This window comes from Methanobacterium sp. BAmetb5 (genome assembly GCF_003491305.1).
Classification (GTDB): Archaea; Methanobacteriota; Methanobacteria; order Methanobacteriales; family Methanobacteriaceae; genus Methanobacterium.
The window spans coordinates 399,016-414,886 of record NZ_CP022706.1 but is presented as its reverse complement, the minus strand read 5'-3'; the positions used below and the strand labels follow the sequence as shown (position 1 = coordinate 414,886).

The window sequence follows — 15,871 nt, the reverse complement described above, 5'->3', positions numbered from 1 at the left end:
TCCTTTACCATTGAATCGAAGCTAATGACATTGTGGGTTATTTATTCCATTTCATAATCGAATTTACACACTGATTGCAGGGCACCGGTGGTAGCTTCCTCTTTCACTGTACCCGGAAGACCAGTCCAGGAGTAGGTTAACTGCATTATGCTCTGGCAGATCAGGCATAGAAAAACATCCTTAGGCCGGATAGGTGCCCATGAACATTTTTTAACAGTCATCAAGCCTTTATCTTCACTGGTACGTGTTAATACCTTGAAACCCAGGTTTTCGTACAACTGTGAAATCCAGGAAAGGTATATCCTCATTTTGTCCCGATCACTGAGATCCTCGTATGGTTCCTGGGTGATGCTTCGGGTGAACTGTATGAAGAGTGGTTTCATATTCTGTTCGAAAAGACGCATGAATCGTGATAAAAAACCACTTCTTCCGGAAATGGGAATGTTGGCCACCAGTTCTGGGAGGGCACTACGCATGAATATTTGAACATCTTTCAATCCCAGCATTTTTTCATTGGCCATTTCCCTTTGTCTGGTTTCATAGTTTTTCAAGGCCAATTGAATGTTGTTACGTAACTCTGCCTCTTCAATGGGTTTGATTAGATATGCCGTGGCCTGTGTTTCGCTCATCCGGTTAAAGGTTTCCACATCATCTAAGGCAGTTAGATAAATTAGGGGAATATCCATAAAACTTCTGATAATGGTGGCAGCATCAATACCATCCATATCTCCCTTTAAAGTAATATCCATTAGAATTAAGTCGGGTTCAATGGAAAATGCTTCCTGTATCGCTTCATTACCACTTTTAGCAATGGATGGAACCTGGTACCCCAATGACTCCAGGCACTCCTTGATTTCAATGGCGCTTATTCCTTCGTCTTCCACTACTAAAATTGTCTCCCCAGCCATTTCGTCACCATAAACCCTGAATTGTTACATTATAAAAGTATGTTATTATGGAATTATGGATATTTTAACATATAAATTTATTAGATTACGTGCATTGTAGTCAGCCCCAGTTAAGCCTTGCCGGTAACAAAATCTATGAGGTTACTGTAATGATTATTAATTATGAATTATCAGTTTTACAACCTTTTTAGGGCATTAACTGGTGAAATATGGGCCTAAAGTTGGAATAAATATTTTTAAACCAATGTCAATTATTAGGTACCAACAGGAGGAGGTGATAAAGGTTGGAAAAAAACAATATTGATCTGCGTAGCTGTGGTTTTAATTTCCACCCTGCCTATCTATGCCCTGGATTCATACAACACTACCTATAACCAGAAAGTTAATTCTGCGGAACACCAATCTCATAATGATAATGGTCAATGAGCAGCCATTAAGAATGGGATTTCCGGGAAATACAAGGATGTGCAGGATTTGCGTTTGAAGATACTGCAAATACTGGAAGAAATAAGACTGTTACGTCAGGGAAATGAAACTTCATCCTCAGTCCGTTATGAACTGGAAGAGGAGTATGCTGAGCTACAGAGTAAGATGCGAAGTGTAATCCGACAGTAAAGTTTTTTTTAACCCTCATTTTTTTAATTTAACCTCAGTATTCAAGTAAATAACAGTATTTTTTACCAGATAGCGTATACTACCTTTCATATTATATATTTCATTAAAAAGGTATTCAAGCCTTAAAAATCAAGTCAAGGTGAATAATTATCTAAATACCATTGAATCAGGTCTCCCGCAATACTCATACCCGACGGTGTCCGGGGAAGTTCGTCTGGGCTGAACCACTGGGCATCCACAATTTCCTTACCATCCACCTGGATTTCTCCACTATCATAATCTGCAGTGAAGCCCACCATTAGGGAATGGGGGTAAGGCCAGGGCTGACTGCCAAAGTAACTTATATTTTTAACCTTCAAACCCACTTCTTCCAGAGTTTCCCTTTCCACAGCTTCAGTCAGTGTCTCACCGGCCTCCACAAACCCGGCAATCAACCCATACATGTTTCCGGTGGTTCGGGTATGCTGGGCCATGAGTAATTTACCCTCCTTTACAATAGCGGTAATCACTGCCGGTGAAAGACGGGTGAAACTCGTAAAACCACATTCAGGGCAAATTTTAGCCATTTCATCATCCTTGGTCATGGTGGGACTCCCGCACTGTCCACAGAACTGATGAGTCCGGTCCCAGTGGGCTATCTGAGATGCCCGGCCTGCCAGGAGGTACAGATCCTCACTAATAGCCCCATAAAGTGAACGAAGATCTAGAAAATCCATGCCCACCGGTGTAGCACTTTGGGGTGATAACTCTCCAGTGTGGGCTGGAAATCCATCGAACGTTCCCAGGTACTGGAATCTCTCCGGTGCAATATCTAAATCCTCTAAATTTTTTAAAAAAGGAATTTGTATGGAACTGCCATTATCTTTAACCATGATTCTGTTGGATTTGAAAAGGAACCAGTAGGAACCTTGATTATTATTTAGTTGTGGTACAAATTCCGGTTTATAACGCTTATAAATACTTTCCCGAGGCATGGGTAATGATTGTACCTTAAAATAAATAAATATCACGGCTGTAGGTAATTAGGAATAAGGGGGATTTTAGGTAAAATTTAATTTTACTAAAAAAATTAGGTATATTAAACCTGAAATAAATCTTTAAGTTCCTTTTTCAGCTGTAAATTGAATTCTTCGCTGGGATTTTCCGTGGTTTCTGTAGCGAACATGAACAACTCGTAAATTATACGGTTTAACTTCTCTCCCTTCACAGTTAAATGGTACTCGGTTTGAACTGGTGAAGAATTAATTACCCTTTTTTCAATTATACCCTTCTGTTCCAGTTCTTTCAACCGTTCTGACAGTACTTTACTGCTTAGATCAGGATTCATTTCTAGAAAATCCTTAAAATGTATGCAATGGCAGAAGAAACCTTTAATAATCTTAATACTCCACTTTTTCCCCAGATAATCAAATGTATCCTCGATGGTGTGATATATTTCATGAATATGGTTGTTTTCCATTTAATTCAACTCCTCGCTTACCAAATGGTAATTAGATTACCAAATGGTTAGAAAAACTACTTTAAACCCTGATTACTATTTTAATTTGACTAAGTTGATATTTGACACTGGTTCTAAATATAGATCACGGTGATGTCAAAAAGAGATCTCACCAAACCACTGAATATGGAAATTTTAGTAATAACTTAAAAAATTTAGTTTAATGTTTTAAAAAAATTTTGCACTGAAGGAGGAATTATCATTCTTTACAGAACTTTTGGAAAAACCAAGGAGCAGGTTTCAGTATTGGGCTTTGGATGTATGCGCCTCCCTACACTGGGAGATGATCCTGCCAGAATTGACGAAGAAACAGCCATCAACATGATCCGCCAGGCCATTGACCAGGGAGTTAACTTCATTGACACTGCTTATCCTTACCACAGCCATGGATTGTATCATACGGGGGAGAGTGAACCCTTTTTATCCCGTGTTTTGGAAGAGGGATACCGTGATAAGGTTATGTTATCCACCAAACTCCCCAGCTGGAGAATTGAAAATCAGGAGGATATGGAACGTTGTTTAGAACACCAGCTGGAACGTCTTAACACCGATTGCATTGACTTTTATATGGTACATGGCCTTAACCAGGCATACTGGGAGAAAATGAAAGAATTAAAATTCGAGATCTTTTTAGAGGAAGCCCTGGACCAGGGCAAGATACAGTATGCTGGATTCTCATTCCACGATCGTCTTGACCTGTTTAAGGAGATCGTGGATTATTATAACTGGTCATTTTGTCTCCTGCAGTACAACTATCTTGATGAGGTTTACCAAGCCGGAACTGAGGGACTAGAATATGCAGCCAGTAAAGGATTGGGGATTGTCGTCATGGAACCCTTAAGGGGAGGGCAAATAGTATCCAACATCCCACTACAAGTTCAGGAGGTATTTAACCAGGCTGAAATTAAAAGAACACCTGCTGAATGGGCATTACGATGGGTGTGGAATAACCCTTTGGTATCAGTGGTTTTAAGTGGTATGAACACCCGGGAAGATGTTGAAGAAAATTTAAAGATAGCCAATGTTGCTGAACCCCATTCTTTAAGTTCAAATGAGTTGGAGATCATTGGTAAGGCCAGGGACATCTTTAAAGGTAAACTAGCCATCAACTGCACTGGCTGCGGTTACTGTCTACCATGCCCCGCCGGGGTGGACATACCCGAGAACTTTGCCCGCTACAATGACTACCATCTTTTCGGCAGCCCGGAAGAAAAAGCCAGTTTCCAGTTTTCCTACGAAGCCTCACTACTCGAAGATCGTAGAGCTTCCATTTGCACAGCCTGCAGACAGTGTGAAGAACATTGCACCCAGAAAATAGCCATTGTTGATGAATTGAAGAAGGTCCAAGAATTATATGAAACAGGTTAGAACTCAAGACATAAACAATAATTCACTAAGATCCTGACTGGTTTTAAAGAAAAGTAGAAATGAGTTATGTGTTGTGGGGAAGATTTTTAATTAACCCGTTCATACTGGGTAGTCCTTTCCACGGGGATCCGACCTATATCCTTAATCAGGGCGTGCATCTCCTCCCGGGAGAGGTACTCTCCGTGGGATGAACCAGCAGCTATGGAAATAAGGTCCTCCATCATGGTACCACCCAGGTCATTGGCTCCACAGCACAGGGCCATCTGGGCCATCCTGGTACCAATCTTAATCCATGAGGCCTGAATATTAGGTATATCCCTCCCCAGGATTATCCGGGCTATGGCGTGTAATTTAAGGTCATCAAGCCCACTGGCGCCACTGGATTCCTGTCCCATCAGGTTATTTTTTCCCAGAAAGGTCATGGGTACCAGTTCGGTGAAACCACCCGTCTTCCTCTGGATATCCCGCAGGATCATCAGGTGTTCAATGCGGTCCTCCCAGGTTTCAATACTGCCGTACATGATGGTAGAAGTGCTGGGAATCCCTAGTTGGTGGGCTTCAGTAATAATGTCCACCCATTCCTGGGTAGAAACCTTGTTAGGGCAGAGTTTTTCCCGTATACTGTCCACCAGTATCTCGGCCGAAGCACCAGTAAGGGTGTCCAGACCAGCATCCCTAAATGAAGTTAAAGCTTCTTTGGTTGTAACATTGGACGCTTTAGCCGCATGGTAAACTTCGACTGGGGATAGACTGTGAAGCTCTATGTTATATTCATCTTTAATGGATGAAAAAAGGTCACAGTAAAAGTCAACTGTCATGTGGGGCATAACCCCTCCAAATAGGCATATTTCGCTGGCTTTAACTTCAACTGCTTCTTTAATGCTTTCCAAGATTTCTTCAGTGGTCATTTCATATCCAATGTTATCCCGGAAGGAGCAGAAGGCACATCCAATAATACAGTGGTCAGTGATGTCGATGTTACGGTTGGCCACAAAGGAAACTTCATCTCCCACAATTTCCTGCCTTAACCGGTCTGCTGTATCAAATAACTGGAAATGGTTGTCATCCACCAGTTTTAATGCATCTTCTTTGGTTATTTCACCCTCTAAGGAAAGATCGTAAATCTCTTCCATCATTATTTTCGACTCCTAGATAATCACAGTGTTAGATTTATACTTTGATAAGTTTCCCATCATAGGATATAAATTAGTTGTTCTGGGGGATGTGTTAATAAATAAAAAGAAGTATGGAAATCATTTACTCCAAGTGGAGGAGGTACATCAAAAAAGTGAATTATTTTTATTTAAAAAATTTTTTTATCTAACCTTCAATTCGATCAATATTCAGCATACCGTAACTATCCACCAGTTCTCTAAACTCATCAGTAGCTGATACAGTTTCCAAAGCCTTTTCAATATCTTTAAGTATATCCGAGTTTCGGAGTTTATCCTCAACATCAGAATAATCCTTTTTAAGGACAATAGTCACTGCAACTTTATCATCTTCAAATTTGCACACCTTATGTCCTTTAATATCCGTTGCGAAACTTACACTACCTTCCATGATTCCACCTCTTCCCTAATTAACTAATACTTTATTTTTCTATTCATAATAAGTTGACTGTAGTATAGGGAATACAACTTCACCCGGGATAATTTTTAGGACTGGAGTTCCATAATATAGTTGTAGGAAAAAGGATAAGTGAGGTGATGTTCTAATGACTAAGTACGTGGCTCTCCTTCGGGGAATCACTCCTTCCAATCCCAGTATGCGCAATGAAAATTTACGTGCTGTTTTTCGTGATCTGGGATTAGAAGAGGTGGAAAGTGTTATCTCCAGTGGAAATATAATTTTTAAAACCAGGTCCAGAGAAACCAGTGAACTGGAAGCAACCGTTGAAAAAGCACTTAAAAATAAACTGGATATTCAGAGCACAGCTATTGTTTACAGTAAAGATGATTTACAATCTTTAATTGGTAAAAACCCATTTAAAAACGTCGAAGATACTCCCCAATGTAAACCGAACGTAACTTTCCTAAAAAATAGGTTAGAAACAGAATTTAAATTCCCTTACCATCCCGATAACGGAGGTTTCATTGTTTTAGGCGCATATAACCGTGCAATATATAGTGTAGTTAATTTATCGCAGGGTAAAACACCAGATTTAATGCGCTGGATGGAAAAAGAGTTTGGCCGGGAACTTACCACCCGCACCTGGAAAACAGTGCAAAAAATACTTAATAAATTGCATGATTAATAGATGTGGATTATATAATGGAGGTCATGTTTTGCAGATAACTAATGAAGTTTATGCCCTAAATTCAACTAAAGGAAACTATGCCTACCTAATTAGGGGTGAAGAAACTATTTTAATTGACACCGGACGTCCGGGGCAGGGTAAAGGAATATTAAAAGATTTGAAAACTATAGGGGTAAAACCAGACAAGATCCAGCATATCCTTATCACCCACCACGATGTGGACCATGTAGGGAGCCTGGCCTTCATGCAAAAGGAAACTGGGGCCAAAATATGGGCATCTGCGGGAGATATCCCTTACATCTACCAAGATATAAACCGTCCGGGAATAAAAAGGTTAATTTCATTTATCATGAGGGTGGAAAAGCCGGATAAGATAAATACTTACCCTGAAGATGGAAAACTGGGCATGGATGGAGTGAAAGTTATACCCACTCCAGGACACACCCCCGGCCACGTATGCTTATTATACAAAGACGTTTTATTGGCTGGAGACCTTTTTAGAACATCCCATGGCGAAATTACTCCCATGAAATCCTTTATGAACTGGGACGATGAAGTTCTGAGAAGCTCCCTGGAACTCATACAGGACTGTGAGTTCAGCTGGGTCTGCCCGGCCCACGGGGAGCCTTTAAAAGTGGAGGGTAAATTGAATCTGGATAATCTACTGAAATAATCACCACCCCCTTTACTGGTATAACCCGAAAGAAGTATAGGAAGATGTATAAATCTTAAAACCCAAGGGTTATGGTGGACTTAAAAAATATAAGTGAAATTGGAGCTTTATAATGAATTTCTCCAGAATTTTAGACGAAGGCAAAGGAACCCAAGTAGAATTTACAGAATCCATGAATGAACATGGTTTCCGGGCAGTATCCGCATTTTCCAACACCAGTGGAGGTAGTTTATTCTGCGGAGTCTCGGATAAGGGAGAAGTCACTGGTTTTGATTGCAGTGAGAAAAATGTGCGCACCATAACCGCTAAAATAACCAGTAAAATGGGTATACGTCCTCATATTTCCTGTTTTACCTGGGAAAAAAAGAAGGTTTTGTGTATTGAAGTGGAAAAAAGTTCCAACCCTATCTCCTACAATGGGATATACTTTAGACGTGAGGGAACTAAAACCACCCCTATACTGGGTGATAAATTAAGGGATTTCTTTCTAAGGGGCAGTAACTGGGATGGTCTGACCAACGATGCTACCCTGGAGGAAATAGATGCTGAATCTGTGGCCAGGTTCATCAGCCGGGCGGCCAAAAGAGATAGGATTGCCGATGAGGATGAAGACACCTGGCAAATTCTCAAAGGCCTCAACCTGATTGTTAATGGTAAATTAACCAATGCAGCAGTTATCCTTTTTGGTAAAGACCCCCAGAAGTACTTCACCAATGCACTGGTACGGGTCATCAGATTCAAGGATGAGGTCAGTATCTTTGATCGAAGAATTACCGGGAACCTGTTCCAGCAGGCTGAAGAAGCTGAAGAAGCCATAAAAAATTCAATCAATGTTAAATTCGAAATCAAGGGCAAATTGATTCGGGAAGAAGTATGGGATTACCCTCTCAAGGCCATACGTGAAGCTTTGATAAACTCCATTGTCCACCGGGACTACTTTAAATCCCAGATCCAGACCCAGATTAAGATCTTTGATGACCAGATATGGTTCTTTAACCCGGGAGAACTTTTCGGGGGATTGACCATTGAAAAACTCAAAGAGGCCCATCCTTCATCCCCTCGAAATCCTCTAATTGCGGAGATGTTCTTCAAGGCGGGTATGGTTGAAGTTCATGGATCCGGTATTCGCCGGATGATCCGATCTTTAAAAGATGCCGGTCTCCCTAAACCAGAATTTAAAGAAGAATTCGCTGGATTTTCAGTTTATATGATGAAAAATGTCTACGACATGGAATATTTAAAAAGTCTGGGTCTTAATCGCAGCCAGATACAGGCCGTATCTTATATGCAGGAACACGGTTCTTTAACCATGTCCGATTTCCTTCGTATTTCTCCTGGAATAACTGAACGAACATTAAGACGATATTTGGCTGACTTGGTGGATAAAAAACTTGTCCGTGCTATTGGAGAGAAAAAAGGGCGGAGTTATGAACTTTACTGAATAAGGAATGTTCCATTTAGTGGGTCGTGGCGGATATTGGACAGGCAGTGGGTTGATATCGGACAATATAACGGACATATCGGACATTCAACTACACCGGTAATAGAATTCAACTTCAACTACACCGGTAATAGATTTATTCTTTTTTGGATCAATCAAAAACTAGACGGTAAAAAGTAGGAGTGCACTGGCAGGAATTTGAGGTTGACACGAAGTACACCAGTGCATCCCATCTTAATATTATTTCTACTTCTATAAATGATCTGTTAATTTCTAGTGAGGAATAATTTGGGATGATGATTATTTTTTTAAGTCTACAATATTTTTTTCCAGCCCAAATGAATGATGGATTTTATTGAAATATTAAAAATATGAGAAATCCCTGTAAATGATCCACTTCATATAGCCTCACTGGTAAAAATATGGCAAGTTCGAGGATTTTTGTTCAAGGATATTCACACAAAGATATTATTAAAAATTTATTAAAAATTTAATAAATTTACTTCGTTAAACCATGATATTACGAAGTAACTAAAAAACTTGAATATTTATGGCCTTATTGTTTGAAAAAGCACTGTGATCACATCTAACAATATGGACACATAAATGACAGAGCGAAAAAATATATAATAATTTGAGTAAATACTAATATAAACCATTAAAGATTAAACCTACCAATTTAACCTTTCATGCATTATTATTTTCATTAATTAATATTTCAAATCTTGGGCATTAAATTTAGGGTGATTTATTTTCTACGTCTGGGGGAAAAAATATGGATACTGAAGAAAAAAGTACCATTGAACCGGGAAAATTGGATATAACCAAAATACAGTTCCAGGAATTTTTTAATCATACTCCGGACATAATTACCATAATTTCCTTTGAAAACCGCCAGCCAGGAAATTTTATTGAAATTAATAAATCTGGACTGGAAAAATTGGGTTACTCCCGTGATGAGTTTTTAAAGTTGGGACTAGATGATTTAATAGTTCCGGATAAAAGGTCTGATATTCAGGAAGACACTTATAGGATCAAAAGTGGGAAAAGCTATTTTGAAACGGAATTCATCACCAAAAATGGTGAAAGAATCCCAGTAGAGACCAGTAACAGCTTGTTCCAGATCGATGGAAGAGATGTGATTCTATCAATCTCCAGGGATATAACTGAACGTAAATTAGCAGAAGAGACCTTAAATGAAAGTCTTAATAAATATCGTCTTATATCTGAGAACACCAGTGACGTTATATGGATCTACGACATCCAATCATATTCAATCAACTTCATAAGTCCTTCTATATTCAATTTAGTGGGTTATAAAGCGGAGGAATTATTAAATAAATCTTTAGAAACGATTATGGGGTCTGAAACATTCCAATTTGTTGCTAAAATGACTTTAGAACGGATCAATGCTCTGGAATCTGGAGATGAATCTGCAATAGTACGCTCAGATTTAATAGACTTAACGAAAAAAGATGGCAGTACAGTGCCTACTGAAGTAGTAACCACCTTACTTACTGATAATGGAAAAGTTTCCCAGATAATGGGTGTTAGTAGGGATATAAGCAAACGTAAGAAGGTTGAAGATGCTCTCCGGGAAAGTGAGGAATTCAACCGCAGTATTATTGCCGCAAGTCCGGATTGCATTAAAGTCCTTGACCTGGAAGGTAACCTATTAATGATGAGTGAGGGTGGACAGAACCTAATGGAAGTTGATGATGTAAGTTCCATTTTAAATACAAGTCTAATTGATTTTTACTCTGATGAATTTCAACCAGATGCACGCAAAGCCATTACCAGAGCCAGAGAAGGGAAAACTGCCCGATTTACTGCCTACTGCCCAACCCTAAAAGGAACACCAAAATGGTGGGACGTAATCGTAACCCCCATCCTAGACGCCAATGGCAAACCAGAAAAACTGTCTGCAGTATCACGTGATATTACCTTACGTAAACTAGCCGATGAAAAACTTCGATGGAGTGAAGATCGTCTGATGATGGGTATGGATATGGCTAATATGGTTTACTGGGAATACAACACTGAAAAAGATCTATTCACCTTCGATGACCAGTTTTATGCATTATATGGCACTTCTGCTGAAGAAGAAGGCGGTAACATGATTTCTGGACAAGAATATACCGAACGTTTCGTTGATCCGGGTTCCTATGAAACAATGGATAAAGAGTTTGCCAAGACCTTTGAAGTGGATGATCCTGATTTTATAAGCACACCTCAACACTGGATGATTAGGGCAGATGGCGAAAGAAGATTCCTGCAGGTTCGTTTCAAAATCATGTTCGATGAAAATGGCAATAAAATTGGGACTAGAGGTGTCAATCAGGACATAACTGAACTTAAAATCGTTGAAGACCAGCTCAAATTAAACCAGGATCTGCTTTTAATGAGTATGGACATGGCAAAACTGGTGAAATGGGAATATGATATTAAAACTGACATGTTCACCTTTGATGACCATTTTTATGCATTGTACGGAACCAATGCCCAAGAACAGGGAGGATACCAAATGTCCTCAGCGGAATATATCAATCGTTTCGTTCCCCCTGCAGAAAAGGAGTATGTAGAAAAAAAATCGGCCAAGATCTTAGAAATCGATGACCCGGATATTATCAGCACCATCCAACATGGGATAGTTAGGGGTGATGGTGAAAGCAGATTCATTTCACTTCGATTAAAGGCTATATATGATGAGAATAACAAAAAAATTGGAAATAGAGGTGTCACTCAGGATATAACTGAAATTAGAAAGGTTGAAGAGGATCTAGAAAGTACTAAAGCGGAACTGGAACGGATCATTGAATCCTCACCTGCAGCAATCATTGTTCTTGATTTTGATGGTCGAGTGCATCGTTGGAGTCCTGCGGCTGAAAGAATTTTTGGATGGACAGAAAAAGAAGTAATTGGCAAACCATCACCTACTGTTCCTCTAGATTTTATTGAAAAACTCCATATAGAGTTAGATCGATTAAGAAATGGAAAAGAAACTTTATTCAACCCACTTTTAACACCATTTGAGGTTGAAGTGGTAAAAAAAGATGGATCAAAAATTTTCATGTCCCTATCTATAGCACCAATCCAAGGGGCATCAGGTAAGCCAGAAGCAGTAATAAATGTGATGACAGATTTAAGTGAGCGTAAAGACTTTGAAGAAAAACTAAAAAAATCTATAGAAGAAAAAGAGATGCTTCTTAAGGAGATCCATCATAGGGTTAAGAATAATTTGATGATTATTTCCAGTCTATTGAATCTTCAGGCCAATTACCTAAAGGATCAGGAGTCCAAGGAAATCTTCAAAGAAAGTCAAGACCGAGCTCAATCCATGGCTTTAATCCATCAACGGCTTTATGAGTCTACAGACCTAAAAAATATCGGATTTAAAGAATATATCACCACTTTAGCCCGGGATCTTTACCAAAGTTATGTGAAAGATCGCGAACGAGTAAAACTCCTCCTGGATGTTGAAGATGTGGATATTGATATTAACACTGCCATTCCTCTGGGTTTAATATTAAACGAACTGATTACTAATTCCATGAAGTACGGCTTCCCTGGAGATATGGAAGGCAAAGTTTTCATTGATCTGTCCAAAAAAGATGATACTTATGTCTTAAAAGTGGGTGATGACGGAGTGGGAATACCGTCAGATTTAGACTTTAGAAACACCAGTTCACTAGGTATGCAGTTAATTAACGGTTTAACTAGTCAGATTGACGGTGAAATTGAATTAAACCGTGACAATGGTACTGAATTTGTAATTAAGTTTAAGGAAAATAAAATTGGAAATATAGTTAAATAATAGTTAAATAAATTTTGGAATATTACATTCTGAAAACTAAAACTAAGATAAACTAAAAGGGCCAAAAAAGCTTTAAAATATCCCTTTACTGGGCATTAATTCGATATTATTATCTTCGGCTAACCTTTTGACATACTCCATTGCGTCCTGGGGAGAGACAAGGGTTACCCGTTCATACAAGGCAGCGCTAAATGGAAAACCAAAACCCCCTTCTCTTATATTTTCTAATAAAATTTCATCTAGTTTACCCCGGTCATCATTCAATTGTGTGTAATCGTACATACAATTGGCACAGAAATATTTCCCCTGCCGTTCAATGAGGAGGCCATGTTCACGGCACTGTGGACATTTCAGATAGATAGTAGATTTCATGTTATTAATTATAGATTGATACGATAATAATTTTTTGGATTCTATGGAATACCGGTGATTGAAAATTGTTAGGTTAAAGGAGAAATATTACCATAAAAAATAAGAATTAACAAACAATAACATAAAAATTAAAATACAGGCCATAACATCACATTGTGCTTTTAACTGTTAAATTAAGATATAGTAAAATGAAAAGCGATTCAGAATACTTCTCAAGTACAGATATAAAACTGTTTGAGTTGGGAAGTAAAAAAAAGCTATTTTTAATCTTATGTGGATCCCTTTTATGGCTGGCGGCTTTGATTGCCTATCAAATTCCTAATTTTAATCACTGGTTACTGGTAAGTTTTAACACCCTGCGCACAGACCCATGGTTAGCATCTTTATGTTATTACTACACTAAATACATGCTTTATGCTATTGGAACACCCCTTGCTATCCTGTATTTAGCTTCTTTCAAGGTCAATAAATTAAAGCCTTACAGGATGGTGATTTTTTTGGCGGTGATGACTCTGGCCATGGGCATTCCCCTGGTAGACCTTTTAAAGTATTATTATGCTGTTCCCCGTCCATGGATACTTTATCCAGATATTATAGGTTTATACCCTGGAAGAGGTAGCTCTTTTCCATCTGGGCATGCATTCCAGGCATTTGCCGCCACACTACCCCTTATAATCTGTTTCCTGACCAGCGATGGAAATTTTAAAAGAAGCCGGGAAAAAATCATTTTAGCAATTATCTTGCTGGTTTTTACCATAACCCTCTCCTTCAGCCGGATACTGGCCGGTATGCATTTTGTTTCTGATGTTTTATTTGCAATAGGACTTGCCATATTATTGATGGTTATTTTAGCCATTACATTGCAATGGTTATTAAATAAAGGAAATTTTAACCTCCAAAAAGAGAAATTACACGCTTTAGTATTTCTAATACTACTTTCTATCGATATAATTTTCCTCTGAACTAATATTTTAGGTAAATTAATAAAAATTTAAAAGGATCTCTGGGATCTAATTTTTTTAAGGTAACCACCAATCCATCCACAGACCGCTCCATTAATAGCGCCCAGTATAGTGAAAGGAATTAAAAGGAGAAATGAACCGGTAAAAAGACTTCCCAGGAAGAAAGAAAGGGCTCCGGCAATTAATGCATTTTTAATTCCTAATATCTGGTTGTTGAATGAGTAACCAAGAACAACTAGGAGTATAAAGGTTAACAGGGTAAGAATACCTGGAGTAAAGGTCAGTATCAGGGTAATAGCTGCTATTACGGGTATAACTAGAACCCATCTGATGTTTCTTAAATTAAGTTCATTTCTGAGGAAATTCAGGGGATTCATCCCATAATCATAGTAGTTTCCATGGGTACCCTGAGTGTTATTCCAGTTCTGAGCACTTTGGAATCGGTACAGGAGCCGGTTCCAGAATCCATTCAGACGGTACTTTAAATTCCGGGGGAAGGATGAAACTGACTTTAGTTTGTTTCGCAGAATCTCGGTTCTGGTACTTTTCCGGGGGATGGTGGTAGGCTTCCAACCAGGATCCACAATATCCAGATTTTCCACATACCTGAACTTACCACCACATTTACATTCACGGGTAAAATCCTTCACAGATTCACCCGATTGAAGTTTATAGTAACTTTTGCATTTACCACAGATTAAATAACCCATTAGATCACCAGAATAAAAAAAATCCAGTTATAGTTGCACTATACTGGTATGATTCTCTCAATATTAACTGACAAACCTAGTATATATAGTATTAGGTCCATTCACCTGAATTCAAAGGTGGGGGTAGTAAAATTTGTTTTTAATTTTAGGCTCTTTATTTCTACCATAAAGGTTATAATCAAAATATATTTATTCGCCTTTGATTAATCTAGTTACATATTAGTATGGGGATTTTAGGGGGAAATTTGAATGTCTAACACAGTCAAAAAGCCGAGAACTTCCTTCAATAAGCTGCGATGGTTTTTAATAATACTTTATTTTGTAATTAACATTTTAATGGTTTTCACATTCAGTGATCCCAATTTACAGGCCGTAGATTACTTCCTGGCCACTGCATTTATATTTGTTCTGGCAGTTTTACACGGAGTGGATAGGTATGGTAAGAAGAACATGTTAATCTTTTTCCTGATTACCTGGGCCGTGAGTTTCACCTTCGAAAACCTGAGCATAGCCACTGGATTCCCCTTTGGATACTATCATTACTCACCCAGCCTGGGGATGATGACGGTTCCCATTATAATCATATTTGCCTACTTCGCGGTGGGATATCTTTCCTTTGCTTTAGCCCATGTGTTAACTGGTCAGTACGCTAGAAAACTTCAGGGAAAACAGATTTTCCTGGTACCATTAATAGCGGCATTTATAATGGTTATGTGGGATTTAACTCTTGATCCCCTTTCTTCCACCTTACAGGGTATGTGGGTGTGGACCAATCCCGGTGCCTACTTTGGAGTTCCGGTCTCCAACTTCTTGGGCTGGTTTCTGGTGGTGTACATTTTCTTCCAGATATTTGCTCTGTACCTTTCCCGATACGACACCATCAATGATAAAATCCGTTCGAAAATCACCAGTAAGCCATACTGGAGTGAGGCTGCCTTAGTTTATGGTATAACTGCCCTGGGAACTATATTATTCATATTTTTCCAGTACAACTACATCACCGTTGACATGGCTTTAATTACCGTATTCACCATGATATTCGTGGCCCTGGTGGCTCTGATAAACATCTCCAACAACTTGGAACTGGATAAATAAATGTAAAAAGGATTATACAAATAGGGATGCCTGTATCAAATTTATTGGCCAGATGAAACTAACCAATTTTCAGTTTAGTCACCTTAAACCATACTTTAAAAAAAAGTAAATTCATTTAAGTCCTATTAGAACATATACTAATATAGATCAGTGAT

At 38.7% G+C, this 15,871-nt stretch carries 15 protein-coding genes; 8 read left to right on the top strand and 7 right to left on the bottom strand.

Annotated elements, in window-relative coordinates; all coding sequences use genetic code 11:
* Nucleotides 1-41: 41 nt before the first annotated feature.
* Complete coding sequence (locus tag CIT02_RS01945) at nucleotides 42-908, bottom strand: response regulator (RefSeq protein ID WP_292613524.1); 867 nt, start codon at nucleotides 906-908, stop codon at nucleotides 42-44.
* 474 nt (nucleotides 909-1,382) lie between these two features.
* Between CIT02_RS01945 and CIT02_RS01940 the strand changes: the two genes are divergently transcribed.
* Nucleotides 1,383-1,523: a hypothetical protein gene (locus CIT02_RS01940; protein WP_292613522.1), complete on the top strand. Its 141-nt coding sequence runs from the start codon at nucleotides 1,383-1,385 to the stop codon at nucleotides 1,521-1,523.
* A 134-nt stretch (nucleotides 1,524-1,657) separates the two neighbouring features.
* Here CIT02_RS01940 and nudC read toward each other — a convergent pair whose 3' ends face one another.
* Nucleotides 1,658-2,497: an NAD(+) diphosphatase gene (nudC, locus tag CIT02_RS01935; RefSeq protein ID WP_292613520.1), complete on the bottom strand. Its 840-nt coding sequence runs from the start codon at nucleotides 2,495-2,497 to the stop codon at nucleotides 1,658-1,660.
* A 104-nt stretch (nucleotides 2,498-2,601) separates the two neighbouring features.
* The gene (locus tag CIT02_RS01930) at nucleotides 2,602-2,982 is read right to left on the bottom strand and encodes a helix-turn-helix domain-containing protein (RefSeq protein WP_292613518.1); all 381 of its coding nucleotides are present in this window, start codon (nucleotides 2,980-2,982) and stop codon (nucleotides 2,602-2,604) included.
* Nucleotides 2,983-3,267: 285 nt separating this feature from the next.
* Between CIT02_RS01930 and CIT02_RS01925 the strand changes: the two genes are divergently transcribed.
* Complete coding sequence (locus CIT02_RS01925) at nucleotides 3,268-4,389, top strand: aldo/keto reductase (RefSeq protein WP_292613515.1); 1,122 nt, start codon at nucleotides 3,268-3,270, stop codon at nucleotides 4,387-4,389.
* 86 nt (nucleotides 4,390-4,475) lie between these two features.
* Here CIT02_RS01925 and cofH read toward each other — a convergent pair whose 3' ends face one another.
* Nucleotides 4,476-5,525: a 5-amino-6-(D-ribitylamino)uracil--L-tyrosine 4-hydroxyphenyl transferase CofH gene (cofH, locus tag CIT02_RS01920; RefSeq protein ID WP_292613513.1), complete on the bottom strand. Its 1,050-nt coding sequence runs from the start codon at nucleotides 5,523-5,525 to the stop codon at nucleotides 4,476-4,478.
* A gap of 184 nt (nucleotides 5,526-5,709) precedes the next feature.
* Nucleotides 5,710-5,952 carry a hypothetical protein gene (locus tag CIT02_RS01915; protein ID WP_292613511.1) on the bottom strand — a complete coding sequence of 81 codons (243 nt, stop codon included), beginning with the start codon at nucleotides 5,950-5,952 and terminating at the stop codon, nucleotides 5,710-5,712.
* Between the two features lie 154 nt (nucleotides 5,953-6,106).
* Between CIT02_RS01915 and CIT02_RS01910 the strand changes: the two genes are divergently transcribed.
* The 4 genes from CIT02_RS01910 to CIT02_RS01895 all read left to right on the top strand — a co-directional run bounded on the left by CIT02_RS01910 (nucleotide 6,107) and on the right by CIT02_RS01895 (nucleotide 12,577).
* Nucleotides 6,107-6,646: a DUF1697 domain-containing protein gene (locus CIT02_RS01910; RefSeq protein WP_292613509.1), complete on the top strand. Its 540-nt coding sequence runs from the start codon at nucleotides 6,107-6,109 to the stop codon at nucleotides 6,644-6,646.
* Nucleotides 6,647-6,677: 31 nt separating this feature from the next.
* Nucleotides 6,678-7,322: an MBL fold metallo-hydrolase gene (locus CIT02_RS01905; RefSeq protein ID WP_292613507.1), complete on the top strand. Its 645-nt coding sequence runs from the start codon at nucleotides 6,678-6,680 to the stop codon at nucleotides 7,320-7,322.
* 112 nt (nucleotides 7,323-7,434) lie between these two features.
* Nucleotides 7,435-8,763: an ATP-binding protein gene (locus CIT02_RS01900; RefSeq protein ID WP_292613506.1), complete on the top strand. Its 1,329-nt coding sequence runs from the start codon at nucleotides 7,435-7,437 to the stop codon at nucleotides 8,761-8,763.
* 775 nt (nucleotides 8,764-9,538) lie between these two features.
* Nucleotides 9,539-12,577, top strand: coding sequence for a PAS domain S-box protein (locus CIT02_RS01895; protein WP_292613504.1), 3,039 nt, complete (start codon nucleotides 9,539-9,541; stop codon nucleotides 12,575-12,577).
* A gap of 72 nt (nucleotides 12,578-12,649) precedes the next feature.
* Here CIT02_RS01895 and CIT02_RS01890 read toward each other — a convergent pair whose 3' ends face one another.
* Nucleotides 12,650-12,949 carry a hypothetical protein gene (locus CIT02_RS01890; RefSeq protein ID WP_292613502.1) on the bottom strand — a complete coding sequence of 100 codons (300 nt, stop codon included), beginning with the start codon at nucleotides 12,947-12,949 and terminating at the stop codon, nucleotides 12,650-12,652.
* A 188-nt stretch (nucleotides 12,950-13,137) separates the two neighbouring features.
* On the opposite strand from CIT02_RS01890, the gene CIT02_RS01885 reads away from it, so the two are divergent.
* Entirely contained in the window at nucleotides 13,138-13,911 is a 774-nt protein-coding gene (locus CIT02_RS01885; RefSeq protein ID WP_292613499.1) for a phosphatase PAP2 family protein, read from the top strand.
* 29 nt (nucleotides 13,912-13,940) lie between these two features.
* On the opposite strand, the gene CIT02_RS01880 is transcribed toward CIT02_RS01885, so the two are convergent.
* Nucleotides 13,941-14,561 (bottom strand): MFS transporter, encoded by a 621-nt coding sequence (locus CIT02_RS01880; RefSeq protein ID WP_292613497.1) that lies wholly within the window; start codon nucleotides 14,559-14,561, stop codon nucleotides 13,941-13,943.
* 309 nt (nucleotides 14,562-14,870) lie between these two features.
* On the opposite strand from CIT02_RS01880, the gene CIT02_RS01875 reads away from it, so the two are divergent.
* Nucleotides 14,871-15,716 carry a carotenoid biosynthesis protein gene (locus tag CIT02_RS01875; RefSeq protein WP_292613495.1) on the top strand — a complete coding sequence of 282 codons (846 nt, stop codon included), beginning with the start codon at nucleotides 14,871-14,873 and terminating at the stop codon, nucleotides 15,714-15,716.
* Nucleotides 15,717-15,871 lie beyond the last annotated feature (155 nt).